The 18846-nt window shown below is 41.1% G+C and carries 17 protein-coding genes; 9 read left to right on the top strand and 8 right to left on the bottom strand.

Features of this window, described 5'->3' with window-relative positions:
• Positions 1-421: 421 nt before the first annotated feature.
• Positions 422-1288 (top strand): NAD(P)-dependent oxidoreductase, encoded by an 867-nt coding sequence (locus GVJ38_RS07315; RefSeq protein WP_159722524.1) that lies wholly within the window; start codon positions 422-424, stop codon positions 1286-1288.
• Positions 1289-1329: 41 nt separating this feature from the next.
• Here GVJ38_RS07315 and GVJ38_RS14465 read toward each other — a convergent pair whose 3' ends face one another.
• Together GVJ38_RS14465 and GVJ38_RS07305 are read right to left on the bottom strand one after the other, a co-directional pair.
• Positions 1330-1446, bottom strand: a complete 117-nt coding sequence (locus GVJ38_RS14465; protein WP_442896028.1) for a hypothetical protein — start codon at positions 1444-1446, stop codon at positions 1330-1332.
• Between the two features lie 224 nt (positions 1447-1670).
• Complete coding sequence (locus tag GVJ38_RS07305; protein ID WP_159722523.1) at positions 1671-2528, bottom strand: AraC family transcriptional regulator; 858 nt, start codon at positions 2526-2528, stop codon at positions 1671-1673.
• Between the two features lie 256 nt (positions 2529-2784).
• Here GVJ38_RS07305 and GVJ38_RS07300 point away from each other — a divergent pair, with 256 nt between their 5' ends.
• Entirely contained in the window at positions 2785-5010 is a 2226-nt protein-coding gene (locus tag GVJ38_RS07300; RefSeq protein ID WP_159722522.1) for an alpha-galactosidase, read from the top strand.
• Between the two features lie 96 nt (positions 5011-5106).
• On the opposite strand, the gene GVJ38_RS07295 is transcribed toward GVJ38_RS07300, so the two are convergent.
• Both GVJ38_RS07295 and GVJ38_RS07290 read right to left on the bottom strand, forming a co-directional pair.
• Positions 5107-5799: a type 1 glutamine amidotransferase domain-containing protein gene (locus GVJ38_RS07295; RefSeq protein ID WP_159722521.1), complete on the bottom strand. Its 693-nt coding sequence runs from the start codon at positions 5797-5799 to the stop codon at positions 5107-5109.
• Position 5800: 1 nt separating this feature from the next.
• Positions 5801-6163 carry an ArsR/SmtB family transcription factor gene (locus tag GVJ38_RS07290; protein WP_159722520.1) on the bottom strand — a complete coding sequence of 121 codons (363 nt, stop codon included), beginning with the start codon at positions 6161-6163 and terminating at the stop codon, positions 5801-5803.
• Positions 6164-6367: 204 nt separating this feature from the next.
• On the opposite strand from GVJ38_RS07290, the gene GVJ38_RS07285 reads away from it, so the two are divergent.
• From GVJ38_RS07285 to GVJ38_RS07265, 5 genes are all read left to right on the top strand, one after another.
• Positions 6368-7387 (top strand): NADP-dependent oxidoreductase, encoded by a 1020-nt coding sequence (locus GVJ38_RS07285; protein WP_200849473.1) that lies wholly within the window; start codon positions 6368-6370, stop codon positions 7385-7387.
• A gap of 405 nt (positions 7388-7792) precedes the next feature.
• On the top strand, positions 7793-9448 hold the full coding sequence (gene alsS, locus GVJ38_RS07280) for an acetolactate synthase AlsS (protein ID WP_159722518.1): 1656 nt from the start codon (positions 7793-7795) through the stop codon (positions 9446-9448).
• A gap of 102 nt (positions 9449-9550) precedes the next feature.
• Positions 9551-10249: an acetolactate decarboxylase gene (gene budA, locus GVJ38_RS07275; RefSeq protein ID WP_159722517.1), complete on the top strand. Its 699-nt coding sequence runs from the start codon at positions 9551-9553 to the stop codon at positions 10247-10249.
• A gap of 125 nt (positions 10250-10374) precedes the next feature.
• Entirely contained in the window at positions 10375-11019 is a 645-nt protein-coding gene (locus GVJ38_RS07270) for an ABC transporter ATP-binding protein (protein WP_159722516.1), read from the top strand.
• Positions 11016-11774 (top strand): ABC transporter permease, encoded by a 759-nt coding sequence (locus GVJ38_RS07265; protein ID WP_159722515.1) that lies wholly within the window; start codon positions 11016-11018, stop codon positions 11772-11774. Before GVJ38_RS07270 ends, GVJ38_RS07265 begins: the two co-directional genes overlap by 4 nt.
• Before the next feature lie 89 nt (positions 11775-11863).
• On the opposite strand, the gene GVJ38_RS07260 is transcribed toward GVJ38_RS07265, so the two are convergent.
• Positions 11864-13429, bottom strand: coding sequence for a peptidoglycan DD-metalloendopeptidase family protein (locus GVJ38_RS07260; RefSeq protein WP_159722514.1), 1566 nt, complete (start codon positions 13427-13429; stop codon positions 11864-11866).
• 317 nt (positions 13430-13746) lie between these two features.
• Here GVJ38_RS07260 and GVJ38_RS07255 point away from each other — a divergent pair, with 317 nt between their 5' ends.
• Together GVJ38_RS07255 and GVJ38_RS07250 are read left to right on the top strand one after the other, a co-directional pair.
• On the top strand, positions 13747-14217 hold the full coding sequence (locus tag GVJ38_RS07255) for a GAF domain-containing protein (protein ID WP_159722513.1): 471 nt from the start codon (positions 13747-13749) through the stop codon (positions 14215-14217).
• A gap of 106 nt (positions 14218-14323) precedes the next feature.
• Positions 14324-14551, top strand: a complete 228-nt coding sequence (locus GVJ38_RS07250; RefSeq protein ID WP_159722512.1) for a hypothetical protein — start codon at positions 14324-14326, stop codon at positions 14549-14551.
• 112 nt (positions 14552-14663) lie between these two features.
• Here GVJ38_RS07250 and GVJ38_RS07245 read toward each other — a convergent pair whose 3' ends face one another.
• The 3 genes from GVJ38_RS07245 to acnA form a co-directional block, all read right to left on the bottom strand.
• Entirely contained in the window at positions 14664-14882 is a 219-nt protein-coding gene (locus GVJ38_RS07245) for a hypothetical protein (RefSeq protein WP_159722511.1), read from the bottom strand.
• A gap of 62 nt (positions 14883-14944) precedes the next feature.
• Entirely contained in the window at positions 14945-16207 is a 1263-nt protein-coding gene (gene icd, locus GVJ38_RS07240) for an NADP-dependent isocitrate dehydrogenase (RefSeq protein ID WP_159722510.1), read from the bottom strand.
• Positions 16204-18840, bottom strand: coding sequence for an aconitate hydratase AcnA (acnA, locus tag GVJ38_RS07235; protein WP_159722509.1), 2637 nt, complete (start codon positions 18838-18840; stop codon positions 16204-16206). The genes icd and acnA overlap by 4 nt, the downstream gene beginning before the upstream one ends.
• Positions 18841-18846: the final 6 nt, after the last annotated feature.

Below are 18846 nucleotides of genomic sequence, written 5' to 3'. Positions count from 1 at the left end.
TATTCAATCCGTTGCTTCAAAAAGAAACCATATTCCAAGAAAATCACTAAATTACCGAACACCATTGGAAGTATTTTTGAGATGCATAGATAAAGATATATTGTCTAGCTTAATTTGACAAATCAGAAAGTATTAAATGATTAGAGATTAAATAGTCTACCGATCAATTAATGAGCTAGAAAAATTTATAGCTAAGAAATATATTTTTTAAGAGAAAGTAGTAGACTAATGAACTTGAACTAAAAGGTAGATTTCTTCTCTAATTGCTCTTCAACACGATTGTACACGGAAAGAAGGAGAGTAGCCATGTTTTTAGAAACAGTCAAATTTTAAAAATGCCAATCATTCGACTTTTCCCCGCGTTGCGTCTATCATCGTATTTTGTAAGCATGACAAATTCGAACATAGCGGAGGGGTAGAAATGAAAATTACATTTATCGGTCTAGGAGACATGGGTTCACCATTAGTAACTCATTTGATCAAAGCGGATCATCAAGTCACGATTTGGGATCGCGATGCAGAAAAAATGGCGCAAGTCAAAGAAAAATATCCAACTGTTTCAGTGGCAATATCACTGAAAGAAGCTGTGGAAGCGTCACACGTAATTTTTACTTCAGTTATGTCTGATGACGTGTTAGCTTTGCATATTGGCAATCAGCAAAATTCTGGCATCACTGATTTTATTTGCGAGGATACGATCTTAGTCATCACCTCCACCTTAGATCCGAAAAAGATTAGCGACATCCAGCAGCAGATGCCTGCTAAAACTTATTTGTTAGATGCCACAATGATCGGAGGCGTTAAATATGCCCGAAATGCAGAGATTGTTTTTATCGTTGGCGGCAATGAACAAGCTTTTAAACGAGTGGAGCCGTTACTAAGTTTGATGGGGACTGTTGAATATGCCGGCAAACTCGGCAATGGTGCAAAGTTGAAATTGATCACCAACGATGCGATCATGGCTGCAGAAGCTGGGATTCGTGAGACATTGGATTTGGCGGATGCATATGGGATCGATTATGATATCACGTTGAAACTTTTAGCGATGGGACCTTTAAAAGCAGTTGTTTTACGAGCGTTGGATGAAACGAATCCCCGGCCGTTAAAAGATTCAGTGGCCGATGTAGATGAACTGGTGCAAGCGACTGATCACTTAGCAGATCTATCGTTGGTCAAAAGTGCTAGGCAGCGGCTGCAACAGGCGGTAGATGCAACGGATGGTGAGGCTAAATTTATTGATATCACCAATAAAAAAACAGCCCTGCCAGCTTATCGTCAACAAGAGTAGCAGTGGCACTAAAATAGGCTAATCAAGTTCGCGAAAAAAATTTACATCCACGTATTTTTCAACGCGGTAGGTCCCATTTTCGCGACTATGGTTATTTTTTCTTCAGCATCAAAAGTGATCAGTGGAATCGCCGAGCCAACTATTTCTTGATCTAAAATGTTCAGTTCTTCGCTGACATTATCTAGGACCGTGGGCTCAAAAAAGTTTCCGTTGGCGTAGGGCCATCATTCAATGGTTGACCACAGCTAAAACTTTTACGCTCTTGTCCGTCTGCTGAAGATGGCCGATAATCGAAGCAAAGATCAGCAAGTATCAGCACTGATCGATTTTAGACGATACGAAAAAAGCCGAGCTTAGAAGCAACTGATCTAAGCTCGGCTTTTTAGTGCTTCTTGCTGATTTCGATTAATTGTTTTTTTCGCCAATCACTAGGAGAATCAGCCATGACTTTTTTAAAAGATTTTGAAAAATAAAATTGATTGTGATAGCCAACTTGTTTGGCAACTTCAGCAATCGATAATTCTTTTGAACGAAGCAGCTCGCAAGCTTTGTTGATCCGAAAACTAATGATAAAATCTTGCGGGCTTTGCAATGTGATTTTTTTAAAAAGCTTACTAAAGTAGCTGCGATTTAATCCAACTGCCTGAGCCATATCTTCAACTGTGATGTCTTCAGCATAGTGATCTTCAATGTAATAAACCGTTGATTGAATATAAAATTGCTGGACACTGTTGGTGATCTGTTTTTGTGAAGCGGTCGAACTTTCGATCAAGGCATCTAACAAAAAATAGCAAGTTCCCATTACTTTAGGTGCCGACATATCAGGTCGTTCCACCAAGGATTTAAAATAATTCAACAAAGGCAGGCTAGCTTCAGCAGAGACCGGATTGTAGATCGGCTGTTGAAAGGATAATCCGGCTTGCCCTAAATATTCGCGAGCTTTTAAGCCATCAATTTCGACCCACATATATTCCCAAGGGTCATGGTCATCAGCGCTGTAGCGAATCAATTTATTAGGAACGATTAAAAAGGCTTGGCCAGCCTTTAAATCGTAACGTCGATCAGAACTCGCGGTATCTTGGTAATGAAGTGTTCCTTTACCCGAAAGGATGTAATGCAGCAGATAGTGATTACGATGAGCAGGACCGAATGTATGATGTGGTTCACATTGCTCATGACCATATTGGTATAAAACTAGATCAAAAAAATCATTTTGTAAAAATGAATAAGCTGTTCGCATCTGATCACCTAACTATATAATTTTGTGGTGGACTATTCTTTATTTAACTGAAATGTCACATCATTACATAAAAAAAGAAAGATCACACCATGTTTTCTCATTATAAACCTTGCTATGATAATTGCATACAGATGAAAACGATTTATATTAGGAAAAGCTGAGCTGATAATAGTACAAAAGTTTACAAAAATGATTTAGAAAAATTAGAACAGTAGATAGCTATGTCTACTCATTTAGTGGAAGTGAGGAAAAACAGATGACGATTTATTATCATGAAGGATCAAAAACATTCCATTTAACGAATGATCAAATTAGTTACATTTTTACCGTTTTACAAAATGACCAGCTAGGACAAGTCTATTTTGGTGCCAAAATCCACGATCGGGAAAGTTTTGATCATTTAGTTGAGATCAAAGATTATCCGATGGCGGCCTATAATTTTGAAAGCAATCGCAGTTTTTCTTTGGAACATCTGAAACAAGAATATCCTACTTATGGAGCAGGTGACATGCGCTATGGTGCCTTTACGATCCAGCAAAATAATGGGAGTCGAATCGCTAACTTTGTTTATGAGAGTCACCGAGTGTATGCTGGTAAACCTAAGCTTCCTGGCTTACCGGCAACCTATGTAGAAGATGAACAAGAAGCTGAAACGTTAGAAGTAACGCTAATTGATCAGTTGACGGATACAGTGCTGATTTTGCGCTACACTTTATTTGCAAATTTACCGGTCATCACACGAAATGTCCGATTCGAACAACATGGGAAAGAAAAAATCTACTTGGATCGCGCCTTGAGCTTGAATTTAGACTTACCTGATAGAGACTATGAAATGGTGCAGTTGACTGGTGCTTGGAGTCGTGAGCGGCATCTGGGCATTCGGTCATTGGAGTATGGGGTTCAGTCCATTTATAGTTTACGCGGCTCCAGCAGTGCGAACTTTAATCCATTTTTAGCCTTAAAACGGCCGGAAGCAACTGAAGATAGCGGGGAAGTCATCGGCTTTAGCTTAGTTTATAGCGGCAACTTTTTAGGACAAGTGGAAGTGGATACGTATGATGTTGCTCGTGTGTCACTGGGGATCAATCCAGAAGAATTTAAGTGGCCTTTGGAAACTGGTGAAATGTTTGAAACACCTGAAGCTGTGATGGTTTATTCTCAAACTGGTTTAAACGGCATGAGCCATACCTTTCATGAGTTGTATCAAAAACGCTTAGCTCGCGGGCATTGGCGCGATAAAGAACGTCCGATTTTGATCAATAATTGGGAAGCAACATATTTTGACTTTAATGAAGATAAGATATTAGACATTGCACAAGCTGCTCAAAAATCAGGAATCGAATTGTTCGTCTTAGATGATGGGTGGTTTGGCACGCGAAATGATGATTCGACGTCATTAGGGGATTGGTTTGTGAACGTCGCAAAATTGCCGGATGGACTTTCTGGATTAGGTAACAAAATTGAAGCACTCGGTATGAAGTTTGGGATTTGGATCGAACCAGAGATGGTGAACAAGAAGAGCCAATTGTATCAAAAACATCCAGATTGGGTGTTGCAGACACCGGGGCGCGCAATGTCGCAAGGAAGAAATCAATACGTGTTGGATTTCTCGCGGCCGGAAGTGGTAGAAAATATTTTTGAACAGTTGAAAGCAGCCTTTACTGATGCGCCGATCTCATATGTAAAATGGGATATGAATCGCAGTATTACAGAAGCTTTTTCAGCTCAGTTTGTAGCTGATGAGCAAGGGAAAGTCATGCATCAATATATTTTAGGGGTGTATTCACTCTACGAAAAATTGATTGCTGAATACCCTGAAATTTTATTTGAATCTTGTGCGAGTGGTGGCAGTCGGTTTGATCCGGGAATGTTATATTATGCACCACAAGCTTGGACATCAGATGACACGGATGCGATCGAACGGCTGAAAATCCAATATGGGACCTCACTCGTGTATCCTATTAGCAGTATGGGAGCTCATGTATCGGCGATCCCAAATCATCAATTATTACGACTGACCCCCATTGAAACTAGAGCGAATGTTGCCTTTTTTGGAGCTTTTGGGTATGAATTAGATTTAACGAAGCTCGCCTCAGAGGAGATTCAAAAAGTTCGTCAGCAAGTTGCCTATATGAAAAAGCACCGTAAGTTACTACAATTTGGAACCTTTTACCGCTTAAAGAGTCCGTTTGAAGGAAATGTAACAGCTTGGATGGTCGTCAGTTCCGATCAAAAACAAGCATTGGTCGGGTACTATCGTGTCTTACAACAAGTCAATGACAGTTACCATCGAATCAAATTGCAAGGGTTAAATCCTGATTTTGAATATCAGGTTTCATTGATTGATGAAAAGATTTATGGTGATGAACTGTTACATGTTGGTCTGACGGTTTCAGATCAGTCCTCTGGAGAAAATCATGATCACTACAATGGTGCGAATGGTGATTTTCAATCACGGATCTATGAGCTGACAGTCAGTTAAAAGAGAATGAGATGGAACTAGCCGTGTTGTGGCGACTGCAAAAATCTTAGTGAAAAATTCAAAGCTAAAAGGAATACCGGTTAAGGAGCTAAATCTTTAATCGGTTTTTTGCGTGGCTAAATTTTTAAGCAACAGTTGGGCAACTGCCCGAGCTGAAAAAGGATTTTGTCCCGTGATCAGTTGACCATCTTGTAGAGCAAATTCATGATAGGCTCGTTTTTTCAAAAAAATTGCCCCCCGCTCTTCAGCCATCGTTTGGTTCAAAAAGGGGACGATCCTTTTTTTACCCGCTAAAAATTCTTCAGTCGTAGTAAAACCAGTGATTTTTTTATTTTCGATCAAATAATGATCGTGGCTATCTTTTAAATTAAATAAACCAGCAATACCGTGACAAACAGAGGTAATATAACCGTAATCTTGATAAATCGTTTCTGCGATCTTAGCCAAGGCAGGATCGTTTGGGAAATCCCACATCACACCATGTCCACCAGTATAATAAATCGCGGCATACTCATGAGGATCTATCTGATCAGGCCGAAGCGAATTACTTAATGCTCGTTTTTTAAAATCTGAAGTTTCATAAAACTCCATGATCTGTTGGTCCGTGTATTTCATACTTCGAGGATCAAGAGGAACGAATCCACCTTTTGGACTGACATAATCAACTTCAAAGCCAGCGTTTAAGATTTCTTCTGCAAATTCTGTGGCTTCGCCTAACCAAAGTCCAGTAGCATCGTTAGTATCTCCGTAATGGGTAGTGTTCGTGAGTACGATCAAGATTTTTTTCATTTTAACGTTTCCCTTCTTTTGATAGGTGCGTAGTTTTTTTAGTGGTGGCGATGATTTTATTGACATGATCTAACAAATGCTGCAGTTGGGTGATCTCTTTGATGTCATGGGAAAGATAATAATAATTTTTTGTTCCTTCGCTGTAAAAATCGATCAAGTGTGCTTGTTTTAAAATTTTTAAGTGATGAGAAATTGCTGGTCGGGACAATTCGACTGTCGTGGCTAAGTCAGTAACTCGCAATCCTTGGCAGGCGTGATCCGCTAATAGAGCGATGAGGATCGCTTGGCGTTTTTCATCTCCTAGTGCTATTAAAAAATCGCTTAATGCAGCAAATTCATTTTTCAATTGTTTTAAGTCAGACATAAAAATCATCCTTTGGTTTAAATTTTTAAATCATTAGACCATTTAAAAAATCAAATGTCAATCAAATGATTTCAAGTCGATCGGAAGGTTTGTTCGACTTGACGAAACTAAAAAGTTGCGCTAGGCTACGTTTTACAAATATGGTTTAAAAATTTAAACGAACGAACGAAAATAATAGAAAGAGGTTTACAGATGAAAAAGCAAATGAAAGCGGCTGTAATCCAGCGTTATAAACAAACTAAGATCGAGCTAGTCGATCGCGAGCTCCCTAAAATCAAAAAGACGGATGTTTTAGTGAAAGTTGCTGCGGCGAGTATCAACCCGATCGACCGTAAAATCAAAGATGGCGATTTGAAGATGTTGTTGCATTATCAGTTCCCCTTGACCTTGGGGAGTGATTTTGCAGGAGTCATTCAAGCAGTTGGTTCTGAAGTGCAGCGATTTCAAGTTGGTGATAAAGTTTATGGCCGAGTCAATAAAGATCGTATTGGAACTTTTGCAGAGTATCTAGCAGTCGATCAAGCCGATATTGCAATAAAACCGAACAATTTGACTTTTTCTCAAGCTGCAGCTGTCCCATTAGTTGGGTTGACCAGCTATCAAGCGATTCATGATTTTATGAAATTAAAACGCGGCGATAAAGTTTTGATTCAAGCGGGCTCAGGAGGGATCGGGACAGTAGCGATCCAATTAGCGAAATTAGCAGGAGCGTTTGTTGCGACGACGACTAGTGAAAAGAATGCTGACATGGTCAAAAAATTAGGGGCAGATCAAGTTATCGACTATCATCGCCAAGACTTTAGCGAAGTCTTGACTGATTTTGATTATGTTTTTGATACACTAGGAAAAGAGCAGCTAAAAAAAGCGTTTCAAATCATCAGACCAGGTGGGAAAGTCGTAACGTTATCTGGCATTCCTAACCGCAAATTTGCCAAAGAGTATGGATTACCATGGTGGAAGCAAGCTGTTTTAGACATAGCCAGCTATCCGATTACGCGTTTGGAAAAAGAGTCTGGCGCAACGTATGTGTTTTTATTTATGAAGCCCAGTGGTGAACAGTTAGTAAAATTAACTGATTTGATCGAGTCAGGAAATTTACAAGTGATCCTTGATCGGATTGTACCGTTAGAACAGATTCAGCAAGCGTTTGATTACTCCGCAACTGGTCGAGCTCATGGGAAAATCGTTTTAAATATCGACCCCAAGGTAAGTGATCAGTTCTAAATCTAGTTCAGAATAGACGTTTTTACTGATGCTTAGTACAATAAAAGCTAAAGAGAAGGATTTGCTGAATTATCGAATTAAAACAGGTATGATCCCAGCTGGTAGCACAGTCGCCTTTTGTCACACATGGGGAATTTCTAGTTTATTTACTAAAACAAACATAGTTGACGAGTGGATTGAACTTTCGTGAAAAATAAAACGGACAACGAAATTTGTTAGTCAAATGAAGCAATGTGTTTTTGACAAACCGTTTCAACTTAGGATTCCGAATGAAAAACAAATTTGTGAAGAGAAAGTTTGTTCAAGTTGTTACATTTTTATTTGATGTTTCATTGTTGCCAAATAAACTTTTGAGTAGTATATTCGTATTATTAAATAATACAGGTTTAACAAAGGAGTATAACAGTGAGTAAAAAAGGATCAGAAATCATCGTTGACAGTTTAATCAATCATCACGTTCCGTATGTTTTTGGAATTCCTGGCGCTAAGATCGATGGCGTCTTTGATACATTGGAAGATAAAGGCCCGCAATTGATCGTGACCCGTCATGAACAAAACGCGGCGTTCATGGCACAAGCAATCGGACGTTTGACTGGGGAACCGGGTGTTGTGATCGCGACGAGCGGACCAGGCGCTAGTAATTTAGCGACCGGATTAGTGACAGCTACAGCAGAAGGCGATCCAGTTTTAGCGATCACCGGCCAAGTCAAGCGGAGTGATCTGTTAAAATTGACGCATCAAAGTATGGATAACGCGGCACTTTTTAATCCGATTACCAAATATAGTGCGGAGATCCAAGATCCGGAAAATATTTCGGAAAGTATCGCGAACGCTTATCGGATGGCAAAAACAGCTAAACATGGCGCGAGCTTTATTTCTATCCCGCAAGATGTGACGGACAGTCTAGTTCAAAGTGAAGCGATCAAACCGTTAACGGCGCCTAAATTAGGTTCGGCTTCAAAAGAAACGATTTTAAATCTAGCACAACGGATTCAAGAAGCTCAGTTGCCGACACTTTTAGTTGGGATGCGGGCTTCTAGTGAAAAAGAAACGCAAGCGATCCGGCGTTTAGTCAAAAAAACGGGATTGCCAGTCGTAGAGACGTTCCAAGGTGCTGGAATCATTTCTCGTGAGTTAGAAGAACATTTCTTTGGTCGGGTCGGTCTGTTTCGCAATCAACCAGGCGATATGTTGTTAAAACGCAGTGATCTAGTGATTGCGATCGGCTATGATCCGATCGAATACGAAGCTCGTAACTGGAATGCAGAAAAAGACGCGCGAGTGATCGTCGTGGATGAAGTGCCCGCTGAGATCGATCAATTCTTGCAACCAGAAGAAGAGCTGATCGGTAATATCGCTAGCACATTAGATCTATTGACTGAAGCGATTACTGAATACGACATCTCAGCTGATGCAAGAGATTATTTGACGACGCTACAAAAAACGCTAAATCAACGGGATGTAGCACCGCAACGTGAAAATGATGGTCGGGTCCATCCCCTTGAAGTGATCAATACATTACAAGAAAAAGTGACAGACGAGATGACCGTAGCTGTAGATGTCGGAAGCTTGTACATTTGGATGGCTCGTCATTTTAGAAGTTATGAACCACGGCATTTGTTGTTCAGTAATGGGATGCAAACGCTTGGAGTCGCACTTCCATGGGCGATCTCAGCGGCACTTGTTCGACCAGACACGCAGATCTTTTCTATTTCTGGTGATGGTGGGTTCCTCTTTTCTGGACAAGATTTGGAAACGGCAGTGCGTTTGAAACTGAATATCATCCAATTGATTTGGAATGACGGGGCCTATAATATGGTTGAGTTCCAAGAAGAAATGAAATACGGTCGAGCTGCAGCGGTTCATTTCGGACCAGTCGATTTTGTTCAATACGCGGAAAGTTTTGGTGCCAAAGGACTGCGGGCAACTTCACAAGCAGAACTTGATCAAGCGTTAGAAGAAGCACTAAAAACAGATGGTCCTGTGGTGATCGATATCCCGATCGATTATTCTGATAATCAAAAATTAGGTGAAACGATTTTACCAGATCAATTCTACTAAAAATCAAATCAAAAAAGTTGCGCATCCCGCTTTTAACTTTAGCAATTGTAGAGGATGAGCTGCGAAACGATTGTTGCTTTAAACTAAAAAGGAGGAGCTTTCATGAGTGAATTATACCAACATGGTACATTAGGCGGTTTGATGTTCGGCTTGATGGACGGAACTGAAACTGTTGAAAATGTTTTGAAGCATGGTGATTTAGGCCTTGGAACATTGGCTGGAGCAAATGGCGAGATCATCGTGTTAGACGGCACGGCTTTTCACGCAGCTGAAACGGGGAAAGTGACAGAGTTAAAAGGGGACGAGACAACACCTTATAGTGCGGTCGTTCCGTTTGAAAGCCAGCAACAATTTGAGCTGACTGATTTAACTGAACAAGAAGTGGCGGGAAAAATTTTAGCTAACCTTAGTCATAATTTATTTGGGGCAGTCAAGCTTCACGGTAATTTCAGCTACATGCATGTTCGGATGGCACCAAAGCAAACTAAACCCTATCCGCGTTTTGCTGAAATTGCAAAACATCAGCCGGAATTTGAAACGAAAGAGATTAGCGGAACGATCGTTGGTTTTTATACGCCTAAAATCTATCAAGGTATTTCGGCGGCTGGATTCCATCTGCATTTTATCAGTGATGACCGGACATTTGGCGGGCACGTTTTAGGATATGATTTGAAACAAGCCCAATTAGAGCTGATGGCAATCAATGATTTTCAGCAACATTTGCCGCTAACTAATCAAGATTTTCTAGAAAAAGAAATTGAGTTGGCTGGGATCGCAGAAGATATCGAAGCAGCTGAATAACTAACAAACTAAGTATGAGACCTTATTCGCGTTGGCGGCTAAGGTCTTTTTTTAGTTGCAACGAATTGTTGGATTAAGTATTTTTGCTTGGATTTTGCTATACTAAAATAACTTGGGAGGGTGACATGGAAAAAATATTAACACTGCAAAATGTAGGCTATGAAGTTCTTACAAAAAAGATTTTAACTGCTATTTCTTTTGAAGTAGCAGAAGGAGAGTATTTAGCTTTAAATGGGCCATCTGGCGGCGGTAAAAGCACGTTGCTAAAGATCATCGCAACCTTACTGACACCAACGAATGGTAAAATCTTTTTTCAACAACAAGCACAGCAGCAATATTCAATTACAAACTATCGGCAGATGGTCTCGTATTGTTTTCAGCAGCCAACTTTATTTGGTGAAACAGTCCAAAATAACTTAGCGTTTCCTTATTTGATTAGAGGAAAAGCGTTTGAAGCGAGTACAGCTGAAAAGTTTTTAACTCAAGTTGACTTGCCGACTGACTTTTTAGCCAAACCGATTACTGAATTATCGGGTGGCGAAAGGCAACGCGTGGCATTGATCCGTAACTTATTATTTCAACCAAAGATTCTTTTGTTGGATGAAGTAACAGTGGGGTTAGATGAAGATAGCAAAAAAATCGTGCAACAATTAGTCCGATCAGTCCATCAAGCCGGAGTGACGATCATCCAAGTCAGTCATGATGAAGCAGATATTATAGAAGCGAGTCGGCAGATTTCATTGGTGAAAGGACAGGTAGCGGAAGAATGAATCAATTAACGGTCAACAATGGAGCATTAGTGTTTGCCTTTTTATTAGTCTTAGTAGCAGTTGTGGTCTCTCAAAAAGAGCAATTGCAATTATCAAAAGAAATTTTTTATGGTATTTTTAGAGCGATCATTCAATTGGTGATCGTAGGCTATGTCTTGAAGTATATTTTTCAAGTCGATAATAATTGGCTGACGGCTTTAATGAGTTTGTTTATCGTAGTGAATGCGGCGTGGAATGCTCATAAGCGCAATCCCAATCAATATAAAAAATATTGGACGTCGCTGTTAGCGATCTTTATCAGTACGTATTTGACCATGGGGATTTTGATTTTAGCTGGGGCAATCAAATTCATTCCTTCGCAAGTTATTCCAATCAGTGGGATGATCGCCTCTAATTCAATGGTAGCGATTGGGCTTTGTTATCGCAATCTCGCAAGCCAATTTCGTGATCAGCGGCAGCAAGTCTTAGAAAAATTAGCGCTGGGGGCAAATGCTAAACAAGCATCGAGTAATATTTTACGAGAAAGTATCAAGACTGCGATGCAACCAACGATCGATTCAGCTAAGACGGTAGGGTTGGTCAGTTTGCCTGGGATGATGTCAGGCTTGATCTTTGCTGGAGTTGATCCAGTCCATGCAATCAAATATCAAATCATGGTAACATTTATGCTGTTATCTACAACAAGTCTTGGCTCGATCATTGCTGGCTATGGAGCGTATAAAGATTATTTTAATGAGCAACTTCAATTGCGTTGAGCATAAGAAACTAATTGGTGGAATAAAAATGGAAAAGCCTGCTAAAAAATCAAACAGATTTTTAGCAGGCTTATTTTTATCCACTGAATTTAAATACCTAATAGGGGAGCTGGATTAACAAAACTTGACCATAAAGCAGTCGAGACACCGAAGTGCAAGTGAACACCGGTAGAATTTCCCGTCGTTCCCATTCCGCCTAACACGTCACCGGCTGCAACTTGCTGACCGACTGCTACGTTTGGCTGTGAGATCAAATGCATATAGTATGAATAGTGCCCGTCAGGATGCTGGATGATCACATGATTGCCGGCTGAATAATGGAAACTAGCTTCGACTACAGTTCCTGCTTTTGCCGCATAGATCGGGGTACCAGCTGCACCAGCAAAATCGATCCCATCGTGATGCTCTTGACCGCCAGGCATCGTTGGGTTTTGACGCCAACCAAATGGGCTCGTAACGATCAAACCAATTGAAAGTGGTGAAGTCCAGCCACTGTTGTTAACTGGTGGAGTGCTCGGTTGACTAGGAGCCGGCGCTTCTGGTTGCACTGGCTGTTGGACTTCCGGTTGAGCAGGTGCTGCTGGTTTTTCAACTGGGGTTTCTTCTTTTACTGGGACTTCGTTTGTTTCAGTTACTGGTGTTTCCGTTTCGATCGTTGTGATCGGAGTCGTTGTAACGGTAGAATCCGTTACTGTTTCTACTTGTTGCGCTTGTAATTTCGCTTGTTGTTCTTGTTGTGCTGCTTGTTGCGCTTGTTCTTCAGCTGCCAATTTAGCTTGGCGAGCAGCTTCTTGTTCGCGTGCTGTGTTGGCTGCTTGGGCTTGTGCTTGAGCGGCTGCTTGTTCTTTCGCTGCTTGCTCAGCTGCTTGTTTCGCTTGTTGCGCTGCTAATTTCGCTTGTTGTTCCGCTTCAGCTTGGGCTTTTTGACGAGCTTCGGCTTCTTTTTGCTGTTGTTCCGCTAATGCTTTCAAAGCTGCTTCGCGTTTTTTCTCCGCTTCAACTTTTTGTTGTTGGAATTTTTCTTTCTCGTCTTTTTCTGTAGCGATAGTAGCTTGTAATTCGCTGAGTTTGACTTGCTGATCTAGTTTTGCTTTGACTAAGCTAGTTTGTTTTTCTTTTAGCTCAGCTGTTTTTTGATTGATCGTTGCGAGCTCTTGCTTGGCTTGCGTCTCTAAAGTTTGTAGTTTTTCTTTATCGCGCGTCTGTTGCGTCAACGTTTCTTGGTTGGCTTTTAACATTGTTTTGACAGCCATCGTTTTTTTCACAACTTCACCGATCGACTTAGAGTCCATGATCGCATTGACCAATGCCACTGAACTTTGATTTGTTTGGACATTGCGAGCTTGTTTTTTTAATTGTTGCTCACGTTGACTGATGTTTTTTTGTAAAGTAGTGATCTGAGCCGTTAACTCACTTAAGTTTTTTTCCGCAGCGGCTTTAGCTTTCAACGTTTGTGCAACTTCATTTTCAATCGTTGCCACTTCGTTTTCCAGCGCTTGTTTTTGACGAGCCGTGCTTGCTTCGTTTTGCTCTAGCTGTGCGATTTTTTGATCTTGCTCTTGGATCTTTTGGTCAAATTCGTCAGCGCTAGCTACGACCGGACTACAAAGAGTCAAGGCACATAAAGTTAAGGCAGTATATTTTTTCAGCTTCATTTTAATTTCTCCACTCGTAATAATTTATCGACGCTTTAAATTATAGCGGAAAACTGCGCTGGCCTGCGTAATAGGATGTTTTTTTTATCTAACCGTATAGATTGTAATGTTATTGAAATATTACCTGTAAAAATATATTATTTTTGAATATTGACTTTAAAATATCTCTGTGATAAAGAAGCTAAAGGAAGTACCTTTCTAAAATAACGATTTTTTATTTTGGTTAGAATGTTATTAAAAATAAAAGTGAAAAAATCTATCGTTATCCAAAGTTTTGACGTATAATAAAAAAATAGCTTTTGCAAGGAGTGAGCAAGATGTGGAATAAAGAAGAAAAAACGAATGCCTATGAATTATTATTAGCCCAACAGAAAGCTTTGATCGAAGGAGAAACAGATTTGATTTCGATTTTAGCCAACTCGTCTGCTTTATTGAATGAGACGTTGCCCAATACAGTATTTGCTGGTTACTACTTATATAAGAATGATGAGTTGATCTTAGGGCCATTCCAAGGACGAGTGTCATGTGTTCATATCGCACTGGGAAAAGGTGTTTGTGGTGAAGCCGCCGAAAAAAGACAGACACTGATCGTTGAAAACGTTAAAGAACATAAAAATTATATCGCTTGTGACTCCGCAGCTTTGTCGGAAATTGTAGTTCCAATGGAAAAATCTGGTCAACTAATTGGTGTACTAGATCTCGATAGTAATCAAATTGGTCTATATGATGAAATCGATCAAAAGTACTTAGAGCAATATGTGCGTATTATTTTAGAAAACGTGGCGTAAAAAAATAAAAAAACCACTTTATTTCATTTTCTAAGGAAAATAGTCGCATTTATAGTGAAATGGTGGTATGATTAAGCTACAAAAAATGAATTTATGGGGTGACTAGATGAATAAAGAAGTTATTGAGTTGGGTAGAAATTATGAGTGTCGGATCAAATCTTTCGCGCGTCCGGTAATTGGTGAGGTCGTGGAAAAAGGCGATCAAGGTTGTGTGATCCATATTGAACGTTTTTATGGGTTAGATGTTGATAAGATCGATCAAAACGATGGCAAGATGGCGGTAGGGTACGATGAGATCGCTGGACCAGTCATCAACAACTGTTTTTATAATTAAAGCGAAAAGTCTTGTCCTAAAATTTAGCGACAAGACTTTTTTACAGTTCTGAACTAAAAAAACAAAAAAGGGAATCGCACGCCACAAAAATATGTGTCGTGCGCTTCTCTTTTTATTTGGTCAGTTGTTTGTATAAGTGACTGGCATACATTTCTCGGATCGATTCATCGCCGTGAGGTTTTGGCGTGGGTTCATCCGGCATAGTTTTGTAACGGTAATCGATGACTTGACCGTGTTTGTCGTAGTAGACCCAGATCAATTCATCACCAATATCATCAAGATCAGCGTGCAGATCCAATAATAAGTCACTGATTGAATCATAAAAATGCATCTTTCATCCCACCTTTTTCTGTTCTATGCTCATTCTAAAGAAAAGGAGGGAGCTTGACAAGTTTAGCTATGCTCGATTTGTTGAATCAAAGCAGTTGCAAAATCGGCGGTCGATACTTCTTGTGCCTGAGGAATCGTTTGAGCAAAATCATGGGTCACGATTTTTTGTTCCAACGTGTCCTCAATAGCAGTTTCGATTGTTTTAGCAGGTTGATGCCAGCCGATGTACTCAAGTAACATAACCATCGATAACAGCAGCGAGCAGGGATTGGCTAATCCTTGGCCTGCGATATCAGGTGCGGTCCCGTGGGTTGCTTCAAATAATGCAGCACCAGTTTGATAATTGATATTTGCTCCAGGAGAAATCCCGATCCCGCCCACTTGAGCAGCAAGAGCATCTGATAAATAATCACCATTTAAGTTCGTCGTAGCTAAGACTTGATATTTTTCTGGGGCTAAGAGCATTTGTTGGAAGCAATTATCGGTGATCAAATCATCAACGATCACTTTATGTGCTGCTTGTGCACCCGTTAAAGTTGTTTGTGCTGCAGATAGACCGTGCGCTTTTTTTAAGCGATTAAATTGTTCTAGCGTAAAGACTTGATCTGGATAATGAGTCTCAAGTAACGCATAGCCCCATTTTTTGAAGCCACCTTCTGTAAACTTCATGATGTTGCCTTTATGAACTAAAGTCAATCGTTTTTTGTTGTGGGTCAAACAATAATCCATTGCCGCAGCTACGAGTCGTTGACTACCGGTTTTTGAGATCGGTTTGATCCCAAGCGCGCTAGTTGCGGGGAAACGAAGCTTAGCTTGCTGTTTTTGAGGTAAAGTTTCAATCAATGATTTCACTTCAGGTGTTTCAGCAGCAAATTCGATGCCCGCATACAGGTCTTCCGTATTTTCGCGAAAGATCGTGATGGCGGTTTTTTCTGGTTTTTTGACTGGTGTGGGGACACCGGGAAAGTAGCGGACTGGTCGAACACAAGCATAGAGATCCAGTTCTTGCCGTAATGTGACATTTAATGAGCGGTGGCCTTCTCCAATCGGTGTCGTCAATGGCCCTTTGATCGCCAGTTTTGCTTGTTTGATCGTTGCAAGGGTTTCAGACGGTAACCAGCTGCCAGTTTGTCGAAACGCTTTCTCACCAGCTAAAACTTCTTGCCAAATGATTTTGTTTTCAGGTAGTGTTTTGGTCAGTGCTGCTGCAGTGACTCTCTGCAATGCAGCGGTGATCTCAGGCCCGATTCCATCGCCTTCGATAAAAGGGATCGTTAATTCAGTCGGAACGGTTAATTTATCAGCAGTGAAGGTTACATAGCTCATTTTTCCACCTCGCTCATTTTTTTGCGGATCACCAGTGGTAAGATGCCTTGATTTTTCCAATATGAAATATCAGAAGCTGAATCAAAGCGTAATTTAACTTGGAATGTGCGTGGTGTACCATCGATTTTGACTGTGATCAATTGGTTGATGGCAGGATCAGTTGGTAATTCGATCGTGAAAGATTCAGCGCCTGTCAAATGCAAGCTGTCCGCATTTTCACCAGGTAAATATTCTAATGGTAAAATTCCCATCATGACGAGATTACTGCGGTGGATCCGTTCAAAACTTTCCGCAATCACAGCTTTAACACCTAATAGAGCTGGCCCTTTTGCTGCCCAATCGCGAGAAGACCCCATGCCGTAATCTTTACCTGCTAATACGATCGTGTTGATCCCAGCGGCTTGGTATTTTTGAGCGGCATCATAGATCGATAACACTTCACCTGTCGGAATAAATCGAGTGTAGCCACCAGTTTTAGCTGGGACTAATTGATTTTGGATACGGATATTGGCAAATGTTCCGCGTAGCATGACTTCATGATTTCCGCGACGAGAACCAAATGAGTTGAAGTCTTTATAAGCTAGTCCGTGCTGTTTTAAATAACTGCCGGCACTGGAGTGTAAGCCGATGTTACCAGCTGGAGAGATGTGATCAGTCGTGATCGAATCGCCAAATTTTGCCAAGACATTCAAATTCGTTAAACTTGGCCGTGGAGGTAAACTTTGTTTCAAGTCGGTAAAATAAGGGGGGTTCGCGATATAAGTCGAGTTTTTGTCCCAGTCATAGCGAGCGCTGCTGGATGTTGCGATCGCATTCCATTTTTCATTTGCTGTATAAACATCTTGATAAACTTCGTGAAAATCTTCTGGTTCGATATATTTTTTGATATAGGCTTCAATTTCAGCTGGTTCAGGCCATAGATCGTGCAAATAAACGGGACCGGATTCTGTTTCGCCAAGCGGCTCTTGCGTCAAATCTTTGGTCAGACTGCCGGCTAGTGCGTAAGCGACAACCAGTGGCGGGGAAGCTAAATAATTGGCTTTGACTAGCGGATGGATGCGACCTTCAAAATTGCGATTCCCAGATAAAACTGAAGTTACCACTAGATCGTTTTCTTGGATTGCTTGACTGATCTCAGGCGCTAGCGGACCAGAATTTCCGATACAAGTCGTACAGCCATACCCGACGACTTCAAAGCCTAATGCGTCCAAGTCTTTCAGCAGACCACCTTTTTCTAAATAGCTCGTAACGATCTTGGAACCAGGAGCTAATGAAGTTTTGACAAAATCAGGAACTTTTAAACCAGCGGCGACGGCTTTTTTAGCCAACAAGCCGGCTGCAACCATCACAGAAGGATTGCTAGTATTCGTACAGCTGGTAATAGCGGCGATCGCAACGGAACCATTTTCGAGTACCTCGTGATCTAAAGCAGCTGTGCGTTTTTTTTGCTGATCATCTAAACCAAATCCGTCAAAACCAGTTGGGGCACTCAAGGCTTGTTTGAAATCTTCAGCTGCTTTGGTCAATGGGATTTTATCTTGTGGACGTTTTGGTCCAGCAATCGCCGGTTCGATCGTTGCTAAATCTAACTCGATCACTCGAGTGTAAGTGGGTTCTTGATCGGTATAAAATAATTCGTTGGCTTTGGCGTACGCTTCGACTAATGCGACTTGTTCAGGCGCACGACCAGTCAAACGTAAATAATGCAATGTCTCATCATCGATCGGACAAAAGCCACACGTTGCGCCATACTCCGGTGCCATATTTGCTAAAGTAGCACGGTCAGATAAACTCAATTGATGATAGCCGGGGCCAAAATATTCGACAAATTTACCTACGACTTTTTCTTGTCGTAAGAGTTTTGTGACTTGAAGCGCTAAATCGGTGGCTGTCGTACCAGTGGGCAATTTGTTTTTCAATTTGACCCCGATGACTTCTGGTGTCGGAAAGTAGGAAGCTTCACCTAAGATCGCGGCTTCTGCTTCGATCCCGCCAACGCCCCAGCCTAAAACACCTAGGGCATTGATCATCGTTGTATGAGAATCAGTGCCTTCCAATGTGTCAGGAAAGACGATGCCATCTTTTTCGTTGATTACACTGGATAAAAACTCCAAGTTGACTTGGTGAATGATCCCAGTATTAGGAGGCACGACTTCAAAATTATCAAAAGCAGTTTGTGCCCATTTTAAAAAACTATAGCGCTCACCGTTACGTTCAAATTCTTTTTCACTGTTGTAAGCCAAACTTTCTTCACTACCAGCACAATCGACTTGGATCGAATGGTCGATAACTAATGAAACGGGGATCTCGGGATTGATGACCTCGGGATCGCCACCTAATTTTCCGACTGCATCCCGCATCGCGGCAAGGTCAACGACTGCTGGGACGCCAGTGAAATCTTGTAAGATCACTCGCGTTGGTCGAAAAGGAATGACCCCGTGAGGAGCAGCAGCGTCATAGGCCAGTAGCTCTTTTAGCTCCTTCAACTCTTTGTGCCGAGCTAAACTTTCGGCTAAGACTCGCAAGCTAAAGGGTAAGCGTTGCAAATTGCTATGATGGCTGGCTGCAATGGCCTTAAGATCGTAGTAGATCACTTGTTTGTTCGTTACGTTGAGTTCTTTTTTCCAAGACATCAAAAA

Source organism: Enterococcus sp. CSURQ0835 (genome assembly GCF_902706605.1).
Classification (GTDB): domain Bacteria; phylum Bacillota; class Bacilli; order Lactobacillales; family Enterococcaceae; genus Enterococcus_A.
The sequence above is the reverse complement of the archived record's forward strand: the minus strand, read 5'-3'. Positions and strand labels throughout refer to the sequence as shown.